Below are 21,140 nucleotides of genomic sequence, written 5' to 3'. Positions count from 1 at the left end.
GGCATGAAGTACACGATCGCCGTGCGCGCCCTGTGCGAATTCACGGCCAAGGTGGGCGACCTGGACTTGCGTTTCACACCGTCCCCCACGGCGCAGGAAGGCATGGCCGGGCACGCCACCGTGACGAGCCGGCGCGACGATAATTACCAGCGTGAAATCAGCTTGTCCGGCGACTTCGGCCCCCTGCACGTGCGGGGCCGCGCCGATGGCTACGACCCGGCGCGGCGCCAGCTGGAAGAGATCAAGACCTACCGGGGCGAACTCGACACGATGCCCGCCAACCATCGCCAGTTGCACTGGGCGCAGGCGCGCATCTACGGCCACTTGCTGTGCCAGCAGCTGAACCTGCCCATGCTGCGCGTGGCGCTCGTGTATTTCGATATCGTGAGCCAGAAGGAAACCGTCATGCACGAGGAGTGCACGGCCGAGGCGCTGCGTCTGTTCTTCGAACAGCATTGCGCCCTGTTCCTCGACTGGGCCGAGCAGGAAATGGCGCACCGCGCCAGCCGCGACGCACAGCTCGCGGCCATGGCCTTTCCCCATGCGGACTTCCGCCCGGGGCAGCGACAATTGGCCGAAGCCATGTACAAGGCCAGCAGCCGCGGCTGCGGCTTGCTGGCGCAGGCGCCGACCGGCATCGGCAAGACAGTGGGCAGCCTGTTCCCCATGCTGAAAGCGACGGCCGCGCATGGCCTCGATAAACTGTTTTTCCTGGCCGCCAAGGTGCCCGGCCGCCAGATGGCGCTCGACGCCTGTGCCATCCTCAAGGACAGCGCCCCGCTGCTGCCCTTGCGCGTGCTGGAACTGAGCGCCAAGACCAGCGCCTGCGAACATCGGGACAAAGCGTGTCACGGCGAATCGTGCCCGCTGGCCAAGGGTTTTTACGACCGCCTGCCGCTGGCACGCGAAGTGGCGCTGGCCAGCGGTTTGATCCTGGACAAGGAAGCCGTGCGCGCCGTCGCCTTGCAGCAAGGTATTTGCCCCTACTACCTGGGCATGGAGCTGGCGCGCTGGAGCGACGTCGTCATCGGCGACTACAATTACTATTTCGACCTCAGCGCCATGCTGTACGGCATGACCCTGGTCCACGACTGGAAAGTCAATGTGCTGGTCGACGAGGCGCACAATATGGTGTCGCGCGCGCGCAGCATGTATTCGGCCGAGCTGGCGCAGATCGACCTGAAGATGCTGCGCAAGTTCGCTCCCGAAGCGTTGAAAAAACCGCTCGACCGCCTCTCGCGCCAGTGGACGGCTTTGTTGAAAGAGCAGGATGGCGATTACCACGTGCATGCGGCCTTGCCCGACAAATTCTTTGGCGCCCTGCAAGGCGTGGCCACGGCCATCGGCGACTACATGGCCGAACACGCTACGGCCCTGGACGAGGACTTGCAGCGCTTTTACTTTGACGTGCTGCTGATCAACCGCCTGGCGGAAAGTTTCGGCGAGCATTCGCTGTTCGACGTCAGCAAAACAGACACTGGCTCCACCGTCTGCATCCGCAACATCGTGCCGGCACCGTTTCTCAAGGAACGCTTCGCGGCCAGTCACAGCACGGCCCTGTTTTCCGCCACCCTGAGTCCGTGGAATTACTACAGCGACACCCTGGGCATGCCGGCCGACACGGCCTGGGTCGACGTGGAATCGCCATTCCAGGCGGAACAATTGTCCGTGCGCGTGGCCGACACGATTTCCACGCGCTACCAGCACCGCGCCGCCTCCTTGCTGCCCATCGCCCAGCTGATGGCGAAGCAATACGCGGAAACGCCGGGCAACTACCTGGCCTTCTTCAGCAGCTTCGACTACATGGAAAAGACGGCCCACTTGTTCGCCCAGCATTATCCGGACGTGCCCCTGTGGCAACAGCCGCGCCGCATGGATGACAGTGCCCGCGCACAATTCCTCGGACGTTTCGGCCTGGACACGCGCGGCATCGGCTTTGCCGTGCTCGGCGGCGCGTTCGGCGAAGGCATCGACTTGCCCGGCGCACGCCTGATCGGCGCCTTCATCGCCACCCTGGGTTTGCCGCAGATCAATCCCGTCAACGAGCAGATCCGCCAGCGCATGGGCGACATCTTCGGCGCAGGCTACGACTACACGTATCTGTATCCGGGCATGCAGAAGGTGGTGCAGGCTGCCGGCAGGGTGATCCGCACGCAGTCGGACAAGGGCGTCGTCTACCTGATCGACGACCGTTTTTCGCGCCCGGAAATCCGGCAACTCTTGCCCACGTGGTGGGATGTGCAGCTAGCCAACCAGTAACTTCAGCTTCTGGTAGCCCGCCTTGCTCACGGGAATGCGCGTGTCATCGCGCAGGATGGCCACGTGGCTGTCTTTCGTTGCCGCCTCGATGCGGCGGATGCCGTCGATATTGAGCAGATATGATCTATGCACGCGCAGGAACTTGGCGGGATCGAGCTGGGTTTCCAGTTCTGCTAAAGTCTGGCTTTTCAGGTAGGACTTGCCTTCGGAACGGATACTGATGTAATCGTCCTGCGCCTCGATGTAGTCGATGCGCGCGCTGGCGATGACGTGGACCTTGGCGCCGTCGCGGATCAGCACGCGGTCCAAAGGCGCGGCGCGCGTGGCCGCCTCGCGCGCCAGCGTTTGCACAGCAGTGGACGCGGCGGGCGTGCTGCGGTTGGTGCGCGCATGGGCCAGCGCCTGGTCGAAGCGCTGTTCGCTGAACGGTTTCAACAGATAGTCGAGCGCATGGCATTCGAACGCTTTCAAGGCGTACTGGTCGTAGGCCGTGACAAAGATCAAACGCGTCTTCGCGCCGATCAGCTCGGCCACTTCAAAGCCGTCCAGGCGCGGCATCTGGATGTCGAGGAACACCAGCTCCGGTTCCAGTTCCGCGATGGCCTTGACGGCGTCAAAGCCATTGGCGCACTCGGCGACGATCTCGATATCGTCGTGGCGCGCCAGATATTCGCGCAGCACGCTGCGCGCCAGCAATTCGTCATCGACGATGGCCACCCGCATTCTTGCCTGTATCATGCTTCCTCCGTGTCGCCGGTCTGTGCCGGCATCGATAGCACTACTTCAAACGTCGCGCCGCGCCGCGTCCAGTGCACGCCCGCTTCGTGGCCATACGCACCGGCCAGTCGCTGGCGCACATTCTCCAGACCTACGCCGTTGCCGCGCGCCGGCCCTTGATCCGCATCAACGGGGTTGCGCACGGCGATCTGCAGCAGGCTGCCTGCGCGCCGGACCTCGATGACGATCAGGCCGCCCTCCGTCAAGCCGCAGATACCATGCTTGACGGCATTTTCCACGAGCGGCTGTATCAGCATGGGCGGCAACAGACACGCCAGCGCGGCAGTGTCGATGCTTTCCGCCACCTGCAGGCGCGCGCCGAAACGCACTTGTTCGATGGCGAGAAAGTGGCGGATCAGCACGAGTTCCTCTTGCACGGTGATGTGCTTGTGCGCTTCCAGGCTCAGGCTCTGGCGAAAGAAACTGGCCAGTTGCACCGTCATCTGGCGCGCGCCCGTCGCATCGATAGACGTCAGGGCGCTGATGGAGTTCAGACTGTTGAACAGGAAATGCGGATCGATCTGCGTGCGCAGCATGCGCAGTTGCGCTTCCTGCGCCATCAGCTGCGCTTCCAGGCCTCGCTGCTCGGCCATCCTGGCACGCACGAATTCGAGCAGCAGGTAATGGACGGCGGCAGCCAGGCAATACAGCAGCGCCCCCAGGCCGAAGAACAGGGCCAGCAGCGATGGCGTCAGGTTCACGCCCAGCCAGTGCTGCTCCATCAACAGGCTGACGCTGTTCAAAAATTGCAGCAGGGTCGCCCACAGCAAGCCCGCGAACAGGGCCGCCACGCCCATCACGCTGGCAATGGCGAGCGGATGGCGGGCGTGCAAGGGATAGGCGCGGCACAAATAAAACGCGGAAAACCCCGAGCCGATCGCATACACGAGCGTGGCAGGCACCACCAACAGCATCGCATTGAGCCAGGGCGCGTGCGCCACCCTGGCCAGGATGGAGGCCAGGGCCAGGCCCAGCGCGATGCAGACCAGGAACACCACCACGGCGCCGCGCCGCTTCGACAAGGGTCCGGACATGCGCGCCTAGTTGCGGATTTCCAGGCCGCCCATGATGGCGTAGCCCGTCACGTACAAACGCTTGTTCTGGTTCGGCGGCACGATGGTCTTTTCTTCGAAGCCGCCAAGGATCGGCGTGCCCTGCAGGACCACGCTCCAGTCGGGCGGGATCTTGATGGTGACGCCGCCGCACAGGGCAAATACGTTGAGCACGGCTTCGCCTTCGATCGATGCCTGGCGCAAGTCGATTTCGCAGCCGGCCATGATGACGTTGATATCGCCGCCCCTGAAGCGCTGCGACGACACGCGCCGCACATAGCCGCCCAGGATGGCCGTCACTTCGATGATGCTGTCGTCGTCCGCCTGGGCGCCGGTACCGGGCGCCGCAGTGGCACCAGCGACTTCCTTGTCGAGCGATACGGCGCCATTCCTGGCCTGGCCGAATGCATCAGGCGCGGCGCTGGCATCGGGCGGCGCGGCAAAGTGACGGCGGCGCTGCCGCTGCCGCCCGCCGGGCAGGGATTTCGACACGACGGCCACGCCGGCGGCAATGATGAGCAGCGGCCACAGCATGCTCCAGTTGATATAGAACAAGCCCATGGCTTTCAAGGTCCAGCTCAGGCCCAGCAAGACCATCACGCCGCCGACGATGTAGCCGGAGCGGGAATGGCTTTGCGATATTTTCAGCAAGCCGAAAATGATGAGGATGGTGGGCCAGAAGCGGAAGGTATAGCGCACATTGATGAAGCCGAGGTTATCGAGCAGGAACAGCAGCCCCAGGCCGATGACGATGACGCCCAGCACGATCTGCGATGGCGAGTGCAGCGGCGGTCTATTTTTCATGCTCGGACTCCCGGTAGGCAATAAAATGTTTGTTCAGCAGCGGTTCGAGCACGAGGCCCACGCCCCAGGCGATCAGCAAGGCGGGCCAGCTATTGTAGAAATTCAAGTTCCACAGTTCTTCATACGACACATACCACCAGGCGGCGAAGAAGATCAGCCACAGGCCGCTCAGCACCTGCTTGGCGGACACGGGCGTGAGCAGCTTGTTGAGGCCGAAGACGGCCAGTATCACCGGCCAATAATGCCATAGTGCATAGTAGTCATGGAGATAGATCACATCGAGCCGGTCCAGCAGGATGATGGTGCCGATGGCGATCAGCAGCACGCCCCACAGCAGCTGGGTACGGCGGTAATACGCTGGTTCAGGTTTCACGGTCACCCCTTGAAGTTGGTTGATCGTAAAGATACGCGGATTTCGGGCGCGCGAAAACAGCGCTTCGGCGAATGGCGGACAGGTGGCGGTGAATGGCGCAACGGCAGAAACAACAGCCAAAAACAGGCAAAAAAAAGACCGGCTAGGCCGGCCTTGAAGGGGTTCGCAGCACACACCGCGACCTGGAGTTGCAGTGCACAGCCGCAGAGCGCAAACGGCGCCGGCGGCGGAAATCTGGTGCCGATCCTTGAGGCGACCGGCTGACCTGCTGGAAGATCGAACATGCCGCCAACTTCACGGCAGTGCGTCTCAACCAAGCAAAGCAATCATACTCCCGATCGCAAAACAGCACCGTTCGCTAGCGCACACTGGTGCGGTTTTGCTGAGCTGCATCAACCGGCGGTGGCGTGCGGCGGATTGAGCATATCGTTCTCGATCCATGCCAGCACGGACGGCCCCTGCGGCTGCCAGCCCAGCAGCTTGCGTGCCCGCTCGCCGCGCACGCGGCTGTTGGAACCGAGGCCGTAGGAAGCCATCTCGTAGCCCCATTCGGCAATGGCTTCCGGCAATGGCCAGTCCTGTGCGGGACCCAGGTCCAGTGCGGTGGCAATGGCGGCCGTCATGTCGCGGAAAACCGCTTCGCCCGATTCGACGAAGTAAAACGTGCCGGCGGGCGACTTATCCAGCGCCAGCAGATACAGGCTGACGACGTCGTCGATGTGCACGTTGGACCAAACATTGCGGCCCGGCCCCACGTGGCGCACGATGCCGCTCTTGCGCGCCTGTTTCAACAAGCGGGGCAATTGCACGCTGTCGCGCGGCAAGGCGCCGTGGCCGTAGATCAGGGTGTTGCACAGCACGCTAGCGCGCACGCCCTGGCTTGCGCTGGCCAGCACCAGGTCATCGATGGCGACCCGGGCCGCCTTGTCGGCCGTCGGTGCCGGCAGCTTGTCTTCAAAATAAATCTGTTCCGTGCCCTCGCCGCCCGACGCGTCGCCCACGATGGACGAGCCACTGGTGTGGAGGAAAGGTTTGTTGGTGCCGGCCAGCGCTTCAAGGATGGCTTCGACGGCGCCCCGGTGGTCGCTGCTGGCCGCATTGATGACGGCGTCCGCCGCCTTCGCCTGCTCGATGATGAGCTCGCGGTCGTTCAAATCGCCGTGTACGCCCAACACGCCGATGGTGGCCAGCTCGGCCACCTGCTCCGGTTTGCGCACGAGCCCCGTCACCTGATGGCCGGCCCGCACGAGGCCTGACGCGATGGAACTGCCGATAAATCCCGCTGCGCCCGTCACAAATATCTTCATTGTTTGCTCCTGTCTGGTTAGATTGCTGTCAATCACACCAGTCCAGTATGCCCGCTTTCGTCTTTCGCAAAAAGCGGCCACACAGCAAAAGATCTATGACTTCGGCGCAACAATCTTCTGCTTGAGCTGCAGGACGGCGATGTAGCGGCTACGGTAGGCGGGGTCTTCCGGCGTGAGCAAGGTCAGCCTGTCGCGCGCGCGCGTGGCGGCCACATAGAAACGGTTCTCTTCTTCCAGCGGGTCGGTCTTGCTGCGCGGGAATTCATCGACTGCCAGGTAGGGCAAGATCACGTGGTTGTATTCGAGGCCCTTGATCTGGTCGATGCAGGCGATGAGCAGTTTGGCCTTGCCAGTCGAGACCGTCACCGCTTCTTCCATCTCGCCCAGCCAGCCCGCAAAGCCGCCCAGCGCCACGCCCGCTTCGCTGCACACGGCGATAAAACCGTGCAGGGAGCGGGCCACGACCCGCGCCTGGGCTGGGTCGACGTAGATGCGGCGCGCCGTCTGTTCCAGCTGCATCAGACCAAAGATGTGCCGCAGCGCGTCGCCCGCCAGGGCATCGGAAGGCAGCGCGCGCAGGTAATCGACGGCGGCCAGGGTCAGCGCCGCCTTGTCCTGGTTCTGCGATTTGGCCAGCTGGTTCGTCAAGAAGCCTTCCAGCAAGTCCGGATAGTTGGCCACGTCAGCCTTGGCTTGCTGCAGTTCCGCGCGCGTAAAAGGGATTTCCGCGAACGCCACCAGGGCTTCGAGGATCTCGCCGCGGCGCGGGCCACTCCTGATCGCGTGCAAATCCTTGCGGGCGATGGCAACCATGCCGCGCAGCATCAGCACTTCCAGGCTCAGCAGATAACTGTTCATGTCCACCAGGCCATAAGCGATACCGCTCTGGAACAGCGCCGTTTCCACGCGGATGGCCTGGTCGCGGTCGCGCAGCAAGATGGCCGTCGTGCCCGCATGCGCGTGTTCAAGCGCGGCGATCAGCTGGGCGCTGCATGCCTGCGGCTGCGCGTGGTCGTACTCGAGCAGCTCGATGTGGGTGGCACGCGTGAGAGCCGACACGCTGGCCTTGTTTTTCAACACGCCCACGGCCTGCGCCAGCTGCGGGCCGTAGCGGTAGGATGCCGTCAGCGGCAAGCGCTGCAAGGTGGGGAATTCCTGCTCGAAGCGCTGGCGCAGGAAGCGGTGGTCGGCGCCCGACCACGTGTAGATCACTTGATCCTTGTCGCCGGCGCCGCAGAAAAACGCGTTGCCGCGGCGTATCAGCATGGTCAGCAGGCGGAACGATGCTTCATTCAAATCGTGCAATTCATCTGCCACGATGATCTGGAAGGCCGGCAATTGCTGGCGCAGCGGCTCGTCGCCATCGAGCATGCGCACGAGGTCGTAGGTGGCATCGAACGGCGCGCGGAACTGGATATCGCCCGTGTCGGCGCCGCGCAAGCCTTCGTATTCGCGCAGCCACAGATAATGCGTGCGCGACATGCCCAGCATTTCCAGGTTGTCGTCCAGGGAATTGCTTTCGAAGTCAGGATTCTGGAAATCGAGGCGCGCCTTGGTGCGCAGCTGCAATTTCAAAAACTCGGCAATCGCCCCGTTCGTCGTGTTGATTTCCAGCGGATAGCGGTGAGCATACTTTTCCGACACGACTTCCAGCGCTTCCCAGGCCACCGGGCGCAGCTCTTCATCACTGCGCATGGCTGCCACCTGCATGTTTTCCATCTGCAGCAGCACCTTGGCGGCAAAGGCGTCGAAGGTGTCGATGGTCAGGCGCTTGACGACACCGAGCGGCACGCCCACTTCCAGCAGGCGCTGGCGCAGGGCCACGCGCGCCGCTTCCGTGAAGACGAGGGCCAGCATGCGTTCGGGCGCGCGGCCCCGGTGCAAGGCTTCGGCCAGACGCAGGGCCAGGGTCGTCGTCTTGGCCGCGCCGGCATTGGCGTCGATCAAGACCACTTTCTTTTGCGCCGTCTGGATGGCCACCTGTTCCGGCGTGGGCGTGATGCGTTTGGGAATGAACTGCGGGGCGTTATCTGTACTCAAAAGAATTCCTGAAATGGTTGCTACTCTCTGCGCCGTTACCAGGCGCAAGTGCGCAGGCCGGCAAAGACGTCGCCCCGTTCGGGCGCATGGAAGGCGCGCATGCGGGGCGAATGCAGGCGTGGCGGCGTGGCGAAGGCGGCGCCGCGCAGCACCTGGTGCTGCATGAAATACGGCGCCGAATATTCGCGCCAGGCATCGACCGCAAAGCCCGGATACGGTTCGAACGGCGTCGCCGTCCACTCCCACACCTGGCCCCAGTGGAAGCGCGGATGGGCGGACAGCGCAGCATACTCCCATTCCGCCTCGGTCGCCAGGCGGCGCCCCGCCCAGGCGCAGTAGGCCTGCGCTTCATACAGATTGATGTGGCGCACGGCTTCATTCGGCGGCAAGGTCGTGCGCTGGCCGAAACGCATGGTGCGCCACTGTGTTGCTTCGCGCAGCCAGTACAGGGGCGACGAGCGCTCCTGCTGCATCAGCCAGGCGCTGCCGGCCGCACTCCAGAACTGGCGGTTCTGGTAGCCGCCGTCGGCGACAAAATCGGCAAACTGGGCGTTCGATACGGCGCAGGCATCGATGGAAAATGGCGGCACGTAGCAGGCATAAGGCGGCGATTCATTGTCGAAGGCAAACCCGGCCCCACGCGGCGAGCCCAGTTCAATGGTGCCACCTGGAAAAGCGATCTCGCCCGCCCCCGGCGGCAAAGCCGGGCTGGCCGCCAGCGATTCCGGCGCTTCCAGGCCCAGCCATTGCAAACCGGCCAGCATTTCCTCGCCACACAAGTCTTCATGCGCCAAGGCCAGCCGGTACGGCGCCAGGGCGCTGTCGACATTGGCTTCGCGCGACAGTTTATCGAGCACCCGGTCGAGCACTTCACGGCAATACGTCTTCACGGCGCCCGGGCTGGGCAGTTCCAGCTTCCAGCGCACGCGGTGCCCCACCATATTGGCATCAAACAAATCGTCGCCGCGGGTCAGCAGCGAGTTATAAATGGCGTCGGCCGGATGGCTGGAAGCGGCTTCGCGCAGGATGTACCACTCGGCAAACCAGGCGATGTGCGCAAGTTGCCACAAGGGCGGATTGAGGCGCGGATGACGGGGCATGCCTGCCACCACGTCCAGGCCGGCAGTAACGTAACAGTCGAACAGCGATAAAGTAGCATGGCGCGCAGCCTGCAGCGACTGGGCCAGTTGTTGCGCGCCGGCGTGGCGAAAAGAGGCGTTGATTAAAGTCATGGCCTGATTGTAACGACTTATGCCAATCTTGCACCAGTCGCCGGGGAAACAAGGGGGAAACTGGTCCCCCTGCGGCCTACTTGACCAGCAATTCGCCCTGCAGCGGCGTGACGACGGACTTGGGCATGCTGACGATAAAGCTGCTGCCCTTGTCGGCCACGGACTGGATGGCCAGGGAACCGCCGTGGCGCAGCAGCACGTGCTTGACGATGGCCAGGCCCAGGCCCGTGCCCTGGGTTTCGCGCGAGCGGCTCTTGTCGACGCGGTAGAAACGTTCCGTCAGGCGCGAAATATGCTCCTGGCTGATGCCGATGCCCGTATCTTGCGCGATGAATTGCGGTCCGGCCGGACCATCCTGCCAGCGCAGGGTGATGGTGCCGCCCGCCGGCGTGTAGCGCACGGCGTTCGACGCCAGATTGCCGAAGGCGCTGTACAGCTCGTCGTAGCTGCCCAGCACGTCGGGACCGTCGCATTCCATGGTCACTTCATGCTTGCCGGCTGACAAGCCCTTGGCATCGCGCAAGACTTGCTGCATCAGTTTCTTGATATCCACGGGCTCGGGGCGCAGCGGGTAGTCGACCGATTCCAGGCGCGACAAGGTCAGCATGTCCTCGATCAGATGCTGCATGCGATGGCCCTGCTCCGTCATCAGCTTGAGGTGGGAGGCGCGCGTGGTGGCGTCCAGATCCAGCTCGGCGGAAGCGATTTCCAGGAAGCCGACGATGACGGTGAGCGGCGTGCGCAGTTCGTGCGAGGCGTTGGCGATGAAGTCGCGGCGCATCATTTCGATGCGTTCCGTCTCCGTCACGTCGTGCGTGACGAGGATCTGGCGGCGGTTCTCGAAGGGAATGATTTGCACGATCAGCTTGCGGTTGCGGAAAGTGATCGTCAGCGGCTGGTCGTAGCGGCCCAGGATGATGTAATCCATGAACTCGGGGCTGCGGATCAGGTTGGTCACGCGCATACCCTTGTCGCGCTCGTGCGTGAGACCCAGGTGTTTCTCGGCGGCCGGGTTGCACCATTCGAGGAACAGCACGTCGTCCATAATGACGACGCCGTCGGGCAACAGGTGCATGGCCTGGCGGAAACGCGCCAGCCATTCCGTCAGCTCGGCCTGGTTTTTCTCGTCGTCGCGGCGCATGCGGTACAGGCGCGCGAAAATGCTGGTCCAGGCGCCCCAGCCGTCGGGCAGCTTGGCGCTTTGCGGATTGTCCAGCCAGTTACTCAGCTGGAACAGATACGACAGCTGCACGAACACCATCATGGCCATCAGCACGAAGGCGATGCCCAGCGCATACGTGGCGCCAAACAGATACCAGACGACGGCCACGCCCAGCAGCGCCAGCACCATGCGCAAGGCGGCCGGTACCCAGAACAGCAATTTCGGATTCATAGAGTCAAGCTTTACTTTTCAGACAACATGTAGCCGACGCTGCGCACCGTCTTGATCAGGCTTTCCGCCTCTTTCAAGGCTTTGCGCAAGCGCAATACGTGGACATCGACCGTGCGTTCCTCGATCACCACATGGTCGCCCCACACCTTGTCGAGCAGCTGGCTGCGCGAAAACACGCGCTCCGGATGGGCCAGCAGGAATTTCAGCAACTTGTATTCGGCATGGCCGATATCGATCTTCTGTTCATCCATCATCACCGTGCAGCTGACGGGATCCAGGGCCACGTTGCCAGCGCGCATAGGCGCCTGCGCGTGTTCCGGACTCTTGCGTCGCAAGAGAGCCTTGGCACGGGCCAGCAGCTCGCGCGGCGAGAACGGCTTGGTGACGTAATCGTCGGCCCCGCTGTTCAGGCCGGCCAGCTTATCTTCTTCCATGCTCTTGGCGGTGAGCATGATGACGGGGATGGCGGCGAAATTGCGGTCGGCGCGGATGCGCGACAGCAGACGCAAGCCTGTTTGATCCGGCAACATCCAGTCCAGCAGGATCAGGTGCGGCGTGCGGTGCTGGATGAATTCCCAGGCATCGGCGACGTTTTGTACGGAACAGCAATTCCAGCCGGATTCGCGCAGCGAATAGGTCACCAGTTCAACGATGGCCGGCTCATCTTCAACAATCAATACCGTGGTTTTATCAGATGCCATAAAGCTTACTCAGGGAGCTCCTCGGAAATGGCGGGAGCAGCCACCTTGGTGTGGCGGATGTCCTTGCCTTCAACCACGTAAATCACGTATTCGGCGATGTTTTTCGCATGGTCGCCGATCCGTTCGATGGCCTTGGCCACCCACAGGGTGTCGAGCGCCGCCGAGATCGTACGCGGGTCTTCCATCATAAAGGTAATCAGGTTGCGCATGATAGACCGAAACTCGTGGTCGATGATGGCGTCTTGCGCAATTAATTGTAATGCCTGTTTGCCATCGTTGCGCGCGAATGCGTCGAGCGCGTCGTGCAGCATGTCGGTGGCCGTATTGGCAATGCCGCGCACCATCTCGTAGTGATTGACGACGCCGTTGCCGCGCTTGTGCAGATTCTTCGCCACGCGGGCAATTTTCGTCGCCTCGTCGCCTACGCGCTCGAGGTCGGTGATCACCTTGATGGTGGCCATGATGGTGCGCAAGTCGTTGGCGGCCGGCTGGCGGCGCACGATCAGATGGCTGCAGGCGTCGTCGAGCGACACTTCGAGCTGGTTGACGACGTCGTCTTCGCGCATCACGCGGTCGGCGCGCTCGGCATTGCCGATGCGGAAACAGGTCATCGCGTCGAGGAACTGGGTTTCAACGATGCCGCCCATCAGGAGCACTTTCGAGCGGATCGCTTCGAGTTCGTTGTCGTATTGCTTGGATGAATGTTCGCCTATCATGCTGTCTCTCCGTATTCAGTTGTCTTGTATGTCGTTATTCTGGGCGGATCAGCCGAAGCGGCCCGTGATGTAATCCTGCGTTTCCTTGCGGGCCGGATTCATGAAGATCTGGTCCGTTTCGCCGAATTCCACCAGCTCGCCCAAATACATATAGGCCGTATAGTCGGAGCAGCGCGCCGCTTGTTGCATATTGTGCGTCACGATGGCGATCGTGTAATCCTGTTTCAGTTCGCTGATCAGTTCTTCCACTTTCGAGGTCGAGATCGGGTCCAGCGCCGAGGTCGGCTCATCGAGCAGCAAGACGTCAGGCTTGACGGCCACGCCGCGCGCGATGCACAAGCGCTGCTGCTGGCCGCCCGACAGTGACAGGCCGCTTTTGGTCAGCTTGTCCTTGACTTCGCCCCACAGCGCGGCCTTTTTCAGGGCCCACTCGACGCGCTCGTCCATCTCGCCCTTCGACAGGTCTTCATACAGGCGCACGCCGAAGGCGATGTTGTCGTAGACGGACATGGGGAACGGCGTCGGTTTCTGGAACACCATGCCGACCTTGGCGCGCAGCATGTTGACGTCCTGGTCCGCGTCGAGCACGTTGCGGCCGCGGTACAGGATCGAGCCTTCCGCGCGCTGGCCCGGGTACAGGTCGTACATGCGGTTCAGCGTGCGCAGCAGGGTCGACTTGCCGCAACCGGACGGGCCGATGAAGGCCGTGACCTTCTTCTCGTGGATGTCCAGGTTGACGTTATGCAAGCTTTGCGTTTTGCCGTAAAAAAAGTTCAGGCCCGAAATCTCGATGGTTTTTTTCTTTGGTGCCAGGTCTTGTGCTGGATTCATTTGCGTATTCATATGGGTTCGCTTCGCTCGGTATCTGTTTAATTAGGGACTTTTTGGCTGAACACGGTGCGCGACAGGATATTCAAGGCCAGCACGCTGAAGGTGATCAGCAGTGCGCCGCCCCAGGCCAGCGAGCGCCAGTTGTCGTACGGGCTCATCGCAAACGATGCGATGACGGATGGCAGGTTGGCCATCGGTGCATTCATGTTGAAGCTTTGGAACTGGTTATTCAGGGCCGTGAACAGCAGCGGCGCCGTTTCGCCGGCGATGCGGGCCAATGCCAGCAGTACGCCGGTGATCACGCCAGCCTTGACGGCGCGCAAGCGCACGAGGGTGGCGACCTTCCAGCGCGGCGCGCCGAGGGCAAACGCGGCTTCCAGCAGGCTGTTAGGCACCAGACGCAGCATATTGTCCGTCGTGCGCACAACCACGGGTACGGCGATCAGCGACAGCGCGATGGCGCCCGCGTAACCGGAGAAGTGTTTCACATGTGCCACGTACAGCGCATACACGAACAGGCCGATGACGATCGATGGCGCCGACAGCATGATGTCCGTCACAAAACGCGTCACTTGCGCCAGCTTGTTTTCTTCGCCGTATTCGGCCAGGTAGATGCCGGCCAGGATGCCGATCGGGGTGCTGACAACAGTCGCCAGGCCCACCATCAGGGCGCTGCCGACGATGGCATTGATCAAGCCGCCGCCTTCGCTGCCGGGAGCCGGCGTCGTTTGCGTGAACAGGTCGATGGACAAGGCGCCGAAACCCTTGATCACCAGGGTGAACAGAATCCACACGAGCACGGCCAGGCCCAGGGCCATGGCGGCCACCGACAGGGCGATGCCGACACGGTGCATCAGCAAACGCTTGCGGTAGACGGGGTTCATGGCCGGCTTGGCCGGAACGTCGAGAGTGCTTACTTGGCTCATTTCGTGCCTTCCTTGCGGGACATGCCAGCCAGCATCAGCTTGGCGGCGGATAAGACGATAAAGGTGATGACGAACAGGATCAGGGCCAGCGAGAACAGCGAGGATACGTGCAGTGCCGATTGCGCTTCGCCAAATTCGTTCGCCAGCAAGGAGGTGATGCTGTTACCGGCGGCAAACAGCGACCACGACAGTTTATTCGCGTTGCCGATGACGAAGGTCACGGCCATGGTTTCGCCCAGCGCGCGGCCCAGGCCCAGCATGACGCCGCCGACGACGCCGGTCTTAGTGTATGGCAAGACAATCTTGCGCACCACTTCCCAGCGAGTGCAGCCCAGGCCGTATGCGGATTCCTTCAGCACGGCAGGAACGATCTCGAACACGTCGCGCATCACGGAAGCGATGAAGGGGATGATCATGATGGCCAGCACCAGGCCGGCCGTCAGCAAGCCGATGCCCATCATGGGGCCGCTGAACAGCTGGCCGATGACGGGCACGTTGCCCAAAGTGGCTTTCAGGATGGGCTGGACGTGGTCGGCAAACAGGGGCGCGAACACGAACAGGCCCCAGATGCCGTAGATGATCGATGGCACGCCGGCCAGCAGCTCGACAGCCGTGCCCAGCGGGCGGCGCAGCCAGGCCGGGCAGATTTCCGTGAGGAACAGGGCGATGCCGAAGCTGACGGGAAAGGCGATCAGCAAGGCGATGATCGACGTCACCAGAGTGCCGATGATGGGGATCAGGGCGCCGTACTGGTCATTGACGGGGTCCCATTCCGCGGACACGATGAAATGCAGGCCGAAGGTCTTGAAGGCCGGTATCGATTCCATGATCAGCGAAATGATGATGCCGACCAGGACGATCAGCACCGACAGGGCGAACAGCATCGTCACCTTGTGGAACATGAAATCCTGGAAGCGCTGCTTGCGCATGGTGGAAAGCATTTGCGCGTGACTGATGGAATCGGTCATGGTGCCGCCTGGCATGGGGATCGTGGAGGAGGTAGATTGTGCGCTCATAGTGTGCCATATGGGTGGTACTGCAGGTACTGCTATTTTTATCGTGCTCTTTTAGCCGGGAACGCCTGCAAGGGCTTGCGGGCGGTCCTGGCTAACTCCCTGCCCCGCCGTGCTGCTGGCGGGCCAAGGATGTCAGGAACTTACATGGTCAAGCTATCGAATCAATAGATGGCTTTGCCCGATGCGTCTTTCAGGTTGGCTTTCCACGATTCCTGCACCAGTTTCACGACCGATGCCGGCATAGGCACGTAGTCCAGTTCAACGGCAGCGGCGCCACCGTTTTTGTAGGCCCAGTCGAAGAATTTCAGGACTTCTTTGGCCTTGGCTGCGTCAGCCTGGACTTTGTGCATCAGGATGAACGACACGCCGGTGATAGGCCAGCTGTTCTTGCCAGCCTGGTCGGTCAGGACCACGCCGAAGCCTGGGGTTTGCGTCCAAGGTGCCGAAGCGGCTGCTGCCTTGAAGTTTTCGTCGTCAGGTTGCAGGAAGTTGCCGTCCTTGTTTTGCAGCTGGGTGTGCGACATCTTGTTTTTCTTGGCGTAAGCCCACTCGACGTAGCCGATCGAACCCTTGATACGCTGCACGTTGGCGGCGACGCCTTCGTTACCCTTGCCGCCCACGCCCACGGCCCATTTCACAGCCGAGCCAGCGCCGATTTTCGATTTGAATTCCGGGTTGGTTTTCGACAGGAAGTCGGTGAACAGGAACGAGGTGCCCGAACCGTCGGCGCGGTGCACCACGGTGATTTCCGAGTCAGGCAGCTTGACGCCACTGTTCAGTGCGGCGATTTCAGGCGCGCTCCACTTGGTGATCTTGCCCAGGTAGATGTCGGCAACGACTTTACCCGTCATTTTCAGCTGGCCTGGGGCCACGCCGTCCAGGTTGACGATGGTGACCACGCCGCCCATGATGGCCGGGAACTGCATCAGGCCCGCTTCTTCCAGCTCTTCCGCCTTCAAAGGCATATCCGAAGCGCCGAATTCAACAGTTTTGGCCTTGATTTGCTTGATGCCAGCGCCGGAACCGACGGACTGGTAGTTCAGGCCATTGCCCGTGTTGGCTTTGTACGTCTCGGCCCATTTGGCGTAGATCGGGTACGGGAAGGTTGCACCAGCACCTGTCATATCTGCCGCCATGACGGAAGCGGAAGAAAATGCCATCGCTGCCGAAGCACCCACGACGATAAATTTGAACATTTGCTTCATTTGCATATCAAGTCCTCAGGGTTGTTAGGGCTCAAAGTCCCGGTTGAATGCTGCGCAGTCTAGCAAGCGAATATGACAGCTTTATGACATGGGTAAAAAATCCTGAAATAATTGCCTACGCCCGGGGAATTGCCATTTTCGGCGCGAAAAATGACAGCGCGGGCGACGCTTTATGACAGCTTATGTCACGCTTACGTCATATTTCATGATTACACTCACAACGCGTCATACATGATGAAATACGGCTAGAATTAACTATCTGCAAAGACAAAAGAATATGAAACCTGAACTGCACACGGAAGTGACCAAATCGGGCATCCTGCTTGACCGCGAGCTGTCGCAACTGACTTTCAACCGGCGCGTGATGGCCCAGGCGGAAGACCCGAACATTCCGCTGCTCGAGCGCCTGCGCTACCTGTGCATCGTCAGCAGCAATATGGATGAGTTCTTCGAAGTGCGCGTGGCCAGCCTCCTGGCGGCCGGCAGCATCGGCGGTTCGCTGGCCGGCCACCCTGCCCTGGCGGCCAATCTGGAGCGTATCGGCAAGGAATGCCATGCGCTGGTGGAACGCCAGTACGAGATATTAAATAGCGAGGTCTTGCCGGCCCTGCGCGAAGCGGGCGTGCATTTGCTGCGCGACAGCGACCGCAACGAGGCGCAGCGCGCGTGGGTCAAGCAGTATTTCGACCGCGAAGTACGGCCCCTGCTGACGCCCATCGGCCTCGACCCGGCCCACCCGTTCCCGCAGGTAGTCAATAAAAGCCTCAATTTCATCGTCTCGCTGAGCGGCAAGGATGCGTTCGGGCGCGGCACGGCGATCGCCATCGTCAAGGCGCCACGCGTCTTGCCGCGTGTCATCAAGCTGCCGGACGACATTTCCGGCGATGGCGTGTCCTTCTGTTTATTGTCGTCCGTCATCCATGCGCACATTTCCGACCTGTTCGCCGGGCGCGAAGTGATTGCCTATTCGCAATTCCGCGTCACGCGCGACAGCGACCTGTGGGTGGACGAGGACGAAGTCAAGAATCTGCGCCAGGCCCTGAAAGGCGAGCTGGTCGGCCGCCAGTTCGGCACTTCCGTACGCCTGGAAGTGGCGCGCAATTGCCCGCCAGAATTGTCGCAATTCCTGCTCGACCAGTTCAGCCTGGATCAAAGCCGGCTGTACCGTGTCAACGGCCCCGTCAATCTGGTGCGCCTGTCGGAAATGATCGACCACGTCAAGCAGCCCGAGCTGCGCTTCCCGCCGTTCTTCCCCGGCCTCGCACACAAAGCCATCGGCAACGACATCTTTGCCGCGCTGAGCAAACACGACATCCTGCTGCACCACCCGTACCAGTCGTTCCAGACGGTGATCGACTTCATCCGCAGCGCAGCCTACGATCCGTCCGTCGTCGCCATCAAGCAGACGATCTACCGCACGGGCATGAACTCGGACTTGATGGAGTCGCTGATCACGGCGGCGAAGATGGGCAAGGAAGTGACCGTCATCGTGGAATTGATGGCGCGTTTCGACGAAGAAGCCAATATCAACTGGGCCGACAAGCTGGAACAGGCGGGCGCACAAGTCGTGTACGGCGTCGTGGGATTGAAAACCCACGCCAAGGTGGCGCTCGTCATCCGCCGCGAAGAAGGTGCGCTGCGCTTCTATGCCCACTTGGGTACCGGCAACTATCACCCGACGACCACCAAGCTGTACACGGACTTCGGTTTGCTGACGGCCAACCAGGACCTGGCCGTGGAAGTCAATGAAGTCTTCATCCACCTGACGAGCCTGACCAAGCCGCACAACCTGAACCACTTGTGGCTGGCGCCGTTCGGCCTGCAAAGCGAGATCATCAAGGCCATCCGCAACGAGGCGAAGATCGCCCGTTCGGGCCGGCGCGGACGCATCATCGTGAAAGTCAACGCGCTGGTCGACGAATCCGTGATCCGCGCCCTGTATGCAGCCTCGACCGATGGCGTGAAGATCGACCTGATCGTGCGCGGCGCCTGCACCCTGAAGCCGGGCGTGCCTGGCCTGTCGGAAAACATCAAGGTGCGCTCCGTGATCGGCCGCTTCCTCGAACACAGCCGCATCTATTACTTCCGCAACGACCTGGCGCACGATGTCTACCTGGCCAGCGCCGACTGGATGAGCCGCAACCTGTTCCGCCGTGTGGAAGTGGCGTTCCCCGTGCTTGACCGGGCGCTGAAACGGCGCGTGATCGCCGAGGGCCTGAATCCGTATTTGAAGGATAATACAAATGCATGGGAACTGGAGCCGACCGGCCATTACGCGCGCCGCAAGCCGCGCGGCAAGCAAACGCCGTTCAGCGCCCAGCAATACCTGATGCACACACTGGGCACGCCGGGCGCGGAGGTCGGCGAATAGGCAATTCTACACAGAGGAGTACAGCATGGATCTCATCTTGTGGCGACACGCAGAAGCCGAGCCGGGCGTCCCCGACCTCGAACGCGCCCTGACCGTCAAAGGCCAGAAACAGGCGCGCCGCATGGGGGAATGGCTGGCCTCGCAACTACCGGAAAATTGCCGCATCCTCGTCAGCCCCGCCCTGCGCACCCTGCAAACGGCGGAAGCGCTAGGGCGCAAGTTCAAGCTGATGCCGGAACTGGCACCCGGCGCCGAGGCGGAAGACATCCTCAAGGCGGCCAACTGGCCCGGCGGCAAGGAAACCGTACTCATCGTCGGCCACCAGCCGACCCTGGGCCAGGCCGCCGCCCTGCTGCTGACGGGCGAGGAACAGGAATGGGAAATGCGCAAGGCCAGCGCCTGGTGGTTTTCACAGCGCGAGCCAGGCGACCCCGTCAGCATCTATTTGAAGGCGGTGATGGCACATGATCTGGTGGTGAAATAGGCCACGGGGTCAGACCCGCCGGGGGAATGCGTCCCAATGGGACGCATTCCGATCACGCAGTGACAGACCCCGGATTGAAATGCGCATAAAGTGCGCTGGGACAAATACTAGTGGCGTTCGCAACTCAGCAGCCTTGTAAAGCGCTGCCGATCTGCTAGAGTTTAATTGCATCAACTACGTGCAAGAGCCCTGCTCCCGCACATTGAGCAACCCAGCGGACAGCCGTCCAACGGCGGCTGAAAGACCATGTTAATCACCTTCCTCGTTTTTCTCTTCATCGCCATCTTCGCCGCCATCATCGGCTTTGTCGCCTTTGAACTGGTCGAAGAAATGCGCGGCAGCCACCATAAGCTGATGGACCGCTATCACGAGTAGCGCTCACCCCGGCACTATCGCATGGCGCCAGCGACGGCCAAACAGGCCCGTCCCTCGCGCCATCATCGTTTTTATACTCCCGTTTTGAACTTCGTATAGATGCGCGTCATCAAGCGGCGGATATCGGCCGTGGTCGCTTCCGGCGCAGCCATGCGCTGCTTGTCCGCGTCCGACAGGAAGATGGCCTTGTTCTCGCCGATGTCCTTGCGCACATATTTGATGCTGGCCAGATTCGGGTTCGCATAAAACACCTTGTTGCTCAGGCTGGCATGCACTTGCGGGCGCAGGATGTAGTTGATGAACAGGTGCGCATTGTTCGGGTGCGGCGCGTCGGCCGGGATGGCCATGGTGTCGAACATCAAGGCGGCCGTCTTCGGCACCAGCACCTGGATCACGTTGCCGTTCTTCGCGTCGATGGCGCGCTGGCGCGCGATATTGATGTCGCCCGACCAGCCCAGCGCCACGCAGACAGAGCCGTTGGCCATGTCATTGATGTAGCCTGACGAGCTGAACAGGGTCACGTAGGGACGGATCGCCTGCAGCACCTTGCCCGCCTCCTGGTAATCGGCGGCCGTTTTCGAGTACGCGGGCTTGCCCAGGTATTGCAGGGCGGCCGGCAGCACTTCCGACGGCGAGTCGAGGAAGGACACGCCGCACGATTTCAGCTTGGCTGCATATTTCGGGTCGAAGATCAGTTCCCACGCATTGTCGGGCATGGGCATGCCGCCCAGCGCGGCCTTGACCTTGTTGACGTTGATGCCCACCGTCGTGTAGCCCCACAGCCAGTCGACCAGGTAATCGTTGTTCGGGTCGATCTTCGACAGCTTGGCCTGCAGGTTCGGGTCGAGGTTGCCCAGGTTCGTCAGCTTGCTCTTGTCGAGTTTACGCAGCAGGCCCGCATCGATCTGCAAGCGCGCCCACTGGGCCGTCGGCACGACGATGTCGTAGCCGGACTTGCCCGCCACTAGTTTCGCATTGAGGATTTCGTTGTTGTCGAAAACGTCGTAGCGCACCTTGATGCCCGTTTCCTTCTCAAAATTCTTGATCGTATCGTCGCCGATATAGTCCGACCAGTTATAGATATTCAGGACTTTCTCTTCCTGAGCGTGCGCAGGCAAGGCCAGTACGGCCGCCGCCAAGGCCAATCCCACTCCAATGCGCCGCCCTGCTTGCCATGTGTTTGCCATCGTACCGCCTCCGGAATTAGTCAGAAAATAGTGACGATGATAGCAAGAAGGGCGCGATCAGGTCTAGCCTGATCGCGCCCTTGCTTTAGAT

The 21,140-nt window shown here is 61.6% G+C and carries 20 protein-coding genes; 4 read left to right on the top strand and 16 right to left on the bottom strand.

Annotation, left to right across the window (positions count from 1 at the left end; all coding sequences use genetic code 11):
* Positions 1-3 precede the first annotated feature (3 nt).
* On the top strand, positions 4-2,259 hold the full coding sequence (locus MRBLMS1_RS11770) for an ATP-dependent DNA helicase (protein ID WP_485880076.1): 2,256 nt from the start codon (positions 4-6) through the stop codon (positions 2,257-2,259).
* On the opposite strand, the gene MRBLMS1_RS11765 is transcribed toward MRBLMS1_RS11770, so the two are convergent.
* From MRBLMS1_RS11765 to pstS, 15 genes are all read right to left on the bottom strand, one after another.
* Positions 2,245-2,982 carry a LytR/AlgR family response regulator transcription factor gene (locus MRBLMS1_RS11765; RefSeq protein WP_485880074.1) on the bottom strand — a complete coding sequence of 246 codons (738 nt, stop codon included), beginning with the start codon at positions 2,980-2,982 and terminating at the stop codon, positions 2,245-2,247. The two genes, MRBLMS1_RS11770 and MRBLMS1_RS11765, sit on opposite strands and share 15 nt — an antisense overlap.
* A gap of 11 nt (positions 2,983-2,993) precedes the next feature.
* Positions 2,994-4,070, bottom strand: a complete 1,077-nt coding sequence (locus MRBLMS1_RS11760; RefSeq protein ID WP_485879511.1) for a sensor histidine kinase — start codon at positions 4,068-4,070, stop codon at positions 2,994-2,996.
* Between the two features lie 6 nt (positions 4,071-4,076).
* Positions 4,077-4,892, bottom strand: coding sequence for a LiaI-LiaF-like domain-containing protein (locus tag MRBLMS1_RS11755; protein WP_219329801.1), 816 nt, complete (start codon positions 4,890-4,892; stop codon positions 4,077-4,079).
* A complete protein-coding gene (locus MRBLMS1_RS11750) occupies positions 4,882-5,265 on the bottom strand; it encodes a LiaF transmembrane domain-containing protein (RefSeq protein WP_485879510.1) in 384 nt (127 codons plus the stop codon). Before MRBLMS1_RS11750 ends, MRBLMS1_RS11755 begins: the two co-directional genes overlap by 11 nt.
* 2 nt (positions 5,266-5,267) lie before the next feature.
* Entirely contained in the window at positions 5,268-5,549 is a 282-nt protein-coding gene (locus MRBLMS1_RS11745; protein WP_175560504.1) for a hypothetical protein, read from the bottom strand.
* 108 nt (positions 5,550-5,657) lie between these two features.
* On the bottom strand, positions 5,658-6,572 hold the full coding sequence (locus MRBLMS1_RS11740; RefSeq protein ID WP_485879509.1) for an NAD-dependent epimerase/dehydratase family protein: 915 nt from the start codon (positions 6,570-6,572) through the stop codon (positions 5,658-5,660).
* A gap of 93 nt (positions 6,573-6,665) precedes the next feature.
* The gene (locus MRBLMS1_RS11735; protein ID WP_485879508.1) at positions 6,666-8,612 is read right to left on the bottom strand and encodes a UvrD-helicase domain-containing protein; all 1,947 of its coding nucleotides are present in this window, start codon (positions 8,610-8,612) and stop codon (positions 6,666-6,668) included.
* 35 nt (positions 8,613-8,647) lie between these two features.
* Positions 8,648-9,844, bottom strand: a complete 1,197-nt coding sequence (gene senA / locus MRBLMS1_RS11730) for a selenoneine synthase SenA (protein ID WP_485879507.1) — start codon at positions 9,842-9,844, stop codon at positions 8,648-8,650.
* Between the two features lie 76 nt (positions 9,845-9,920).
* Positions 9,921-11,237 (bottom strand): phosphate regulon sensor histidine kinase PhoR, encoded by a 1,317-nt coding sequence (phoR, locus tag MRBLMS1_RS11725; protein ID WP_128139852.1) that lies wholly within the window; start codon positions 11,235-11,237, stop codon positions 9,921-9,923.
* An 11-nt stretch (positions 11,238-11,248) separates the two neighbouring features.
* Positions 11,249-11,938: a response regulator gene (locus tag MRBLMS1_RS11720; RefSeq protein WP_034755074.1), complete on the bottom strand. Its 690-nt coding sequence runs from the start codon at positions 11,936-11,938 to the stop codon at positions 11,249-11,251.
* Positions 11,939-11,943: 5 nt separating this feature from the next.
* The gene (phoU, locus tag MRBLMS1_RS11715; protein WP_034755071.1) at positions 11,944-12,654 is read right to left on the bottom strand and encodes a phosphate signaling complex protein PhoU; all 711 of its coding nucleotides are present in this window, start codon (positions 12,652-12,654) and stop codon (positions 11,944-11,946) included.
* A gap of 48 nt (positions 12,655-12,702) precedes the next feature.
* On the bottom strand, positions 12,703-13,485 hold the full coding sequence (pstB, locus tag MRBLMS1_RS11710; RefSeq protein ID WP_373631409.1) for a phosphate ABC transporter ATP-binding protein PstB: 783 nt from the start codon (positions 13,483-13,485) through the stop codon (positions 12,703-12,705).
* Positions 13,486-13,523: 38 nt separating this feature from the next.
* Positions 13,524-14,411 (bottom strand): phosphate ABC transporter permease PstA, encoded by an 888-nt coding sequence (gene pstA / locus MRBLMS1_RS11705; RefSeq protein WP_139091291.1) that lies wholly within the window; start codon positions 14,409-14,411, stop codon positions 13,524-13,526.
* The gene (gene pstC, locus MRBLMS1_RS11700) at positions 14,408-15,379 is read right to left on the bottom strand and encodes a phosphate ABC transporter permease subunit PstC (RefSeq protein ID WP_223278949.1); all 972 of its coding nucleotides are present in this window, start codon (positions 15,377-15,379) and stop codon (positions 14,408-14,410) included. The genes pstA and pstC overlap by 4 nt, the downstream gene beginning before the upstream one ends.
* A 209-nt stretch (positions 15,380-15,588) precedes the next feature.
* Positions 15,589-16,638 carry a phosphate ABC transporter substrate-binding protein PstS gene (gene pstS, locus MRBLMS1_RS11695; RefSeq protein WP_128139855.1) on the bottom strand — a complete coding sequence of 350 codons (1,050 nt, stop codon included), beginning with the start codon at positions 16,636-16,638 and terminating at the stop codon, positions 15,589-15,591.
* A gap of 271 nt (positions 16,639-16,909) precedes the next feature.
* Between pstS and ppk1 the strand changes: the two genes are divergently transcribed.
* The 3 genes from ppk1 (at position 16,910) to MRBLMS1_RS11680 (ending at position 19,862) form a co-directional block, all read left to right on the top strand.
* Positions 16,910-19,003, top strand: a complete 2,094-nt coding sequence (ppk1, locus tag MRBLMS1_RS11690; protein WP_485879506.1) for a polyphosphate kinase 1 — start codon at positions 16,910-16,912, stop codon at positions 19,001-19,003.
* Between the two features lie 25 nt (positions 19,004-19,028).
* Positions 19,029-19,487, top strand: coding sequence for a phosphohistidine phosphatase SixA (sixA, locus tag MRBLMS1_RS11685; protein WP_034755059.1), 459 nt, complete (start codon positions 19,029-19,031; stop codon positions 19,485-19,487).
* Between the two features lie 246 nt (positions 19,488-19,733).
* A complete protein-coding gene (locus MRBLMS1_RS11680) occupies positions 19,734-19,862 on the top strand; it encodes a hypothetical protein (protein ID WP_256267160.1) in 129 nt (42 codons plus the stop codon).
* Positions 19,863-19,933: 71 nt separating this feature from the next.
* Here MRBLMS1_RS11680 and MRBLMS1_RS11675 read toward each other — a convergent pair whose 3' ends face one another.
* Complete coding sequence (locus tag MRBLMS1_RS11675; protein WP_139091292.1) at positions 19,934-21,049, bottom strand: polyamine ABC transporter substrate-binding protein; 1,116 nt, start codon at positions 21,047-21,049, stop codon at positions 19,934-19,936.
* Between the last annotated feature and the right edge of the window lie 91 nt (positions 21,050-21,140).

The sequence above is a fragment of the Massilia sp. LMS1-1-1.1 genome, assembly GCF_040815535.1.
Lineage (GTDB): Bacteria > Pseudomonadota > Gammaproteobacteria > Burkholderiales > Burkholderiaceae_D > Janthinobacterium > Janthinobacterium aestuarii.
Note: the sequence above shows the minus strand (reverse complement) of the source record. Positions and strands in the feature narration are given on the sequence as shown.

Bases quoted from the DNA above. Each gene is read 5' to 3' on its own strand.
- MRBLMS1_RS11760 (WP_485879511.1), bottom strand. From the start codon at position 4,070: ATGTCCGGACCCTTGTCGAAGCGGCGCGGCGCCGTGGTGGTGTTCCTG.
- MRBLMS1_RS11765 (WP_485880074.1), bottom strand. From the start codon at position 2,982: ATGCGGGTGGCCATCGTCGATGACGAATTGCTGGCGCGCAGCGTGCTG.
- phoR (WP_128139852.1), bottom strand. From the start codon at position 11,237: ATGAATCCGAAATTGCTGTTCTGGGTACCGGCCGCCTTGCGCATGGTG.
- MRBLMS1_RS11675 (WP_139091292.1), bottom strand. From the start codon at position 21,049: ATGGCAAACACATGGCAAGCAGGGCGGCGCATTGGAGTGGGATTGGCC.
- MRBLMS1_RS11745 (WP_175560504.1), bottom strand. From the start codon at position 5,549: ATGTTCGATCTTCCAGCAGGTCAGCCGGTCGCCTCAAGGATCGGCACC.
- MRBLMS1_RS11740 (WP_485879509.1), bottom strand. From the start codon at position 6,572: ATGAAGATATTTGTGACGGGCGCAGCGGGATTTATCGGCAGTTCCATC.
- MRBLMS1_RS11680 (WP_256267160.1), top strand. From the start codon at position 19,734: ATGTTAATCACCTTCCTCGTTTTTCTCTTCATCGCCATCTTCGCCGCC.
- MRBLMS1_RS11755 (WP_219329801.1), bottom strand. From the start codon at position 4,892: ATGAAAAATAGACCGCCGCTGCACTCGCCATCGCAGATCGTGCTGGGC.
- MRBLMS1_RS11770 (WP_485880076.1), top strand. From the start codon at position 4: ATGAAGTACACGATCGCCGTGCGCGCCCTGTGCGAATTCACGGCCAAG.
- sixA (WP_034755059.1), top strand. From the start codon at position 19,029: ATGGATCTCATCTTGTGGCGACACGCAGAAGCCGAGCCGGGCGTCCCC.
- pstS (WP_128139855.1), bottom strand. From the start codon at position 16,638: ATGCAAATGAAGCAAATGTTCAAATTTATCGTCGTGGGTGCTTCGGCA.
- MRBLMS1_RS11720 (WP_034755074.1), bottom strand. From the start codon at position 11,938: ATGGCATCTGATAAAACCACGGTATTGATTGTTGAAGATGAGCCGGCC.
- pstB (WP_373631409.1), bottom strand. From the start codon at position 13,485: ATGAATCCAGCACAAGACCTGGCACCAAAGAAAAAAACCATCGAGATT.
- ppk1 (WP_485879506.1), top strand. From the start codon at position 16,910: ATGAAACCTGAACTGCACACGGAAGTGACCAAATCGGGCATCCTGCTT.
- phoU (WP_034755071.1), bottom strand. From the start codon at position 12,654: ATGATAGGCGAACATTCATCCAAGCAATACGACAACGAACTCGAAGCG.
- senA (WP_485879507.1), bottom strand. From the start codon at position 9,844: ATGACTTTAATCAACGCCTCTTTTCGCCACGCCGGCGCGCAACAACTG.
- pstA (WP_139091291.1), bottom strand. From the start codon at position 14,411: ATGAGCCAAGTAAGCACTCTCGACGTTCCGGCCAAGCCGGCCATGAAC.
- pstC (WP_223278949.1), bottom strand. From the start codon at position 15,379: ATGACCGATTCCATCAGTCACGCGCAAATGCTTTCCACCATGCGCAAG.